The 242-nt window shown below is 26.0% G+C and carries 1 protein-coding gene; it reads right to left on the bottom strand.

All coding sequences use genetic code 11. The features are described from left to right. The coding region (locus Q4548_RS16980) for a hypothetical protein (protein ID WP_303457262.1) at positions 1-194 on the bottom strand (194 nt) is incomplete at its 3' end. Positions 195-242 lie beyond the last annotated feature (48 nt).

Below are 242 nucleotides of genomic sequence, written 5' to 3'. Positions count from 1 at the left end.
GTAAAAGCATCATAATTACTAGCATCAAATGTAAGTGTAATTTCTTCATCGTTAAAAGCATTTTGTTTATTGATGGAAATATTATTTACAATATAGTTATTGTTTGGATTAGATGTAATGGTGTCATCATCTGAACAAGCAAATAAAAAAGTAAGAATAAAGCATGATTTTAATGCGGAAAATAGTTTTTTCATTACTGTGTGTTGGTATTATTGGTTTATCTGTAAAATTATAGATAACCC

Origin of the sequence: Wenyingzhuangia sp. 2_MG-2023 (assembly GCF_030548295.1) — a bacterium.
Classification (GTDB): domain Bacteria; phylum Bacteroidota; class Bacteroidia; order Flavobacteriales; family Flavobacteriaceae; genus Wenyingzhuangia.
The sequence above is the reverse complement of the archived record's forward strand: the minus strand, read 5'-3'. Positions and strand labels throughout refer to the sequence as shown.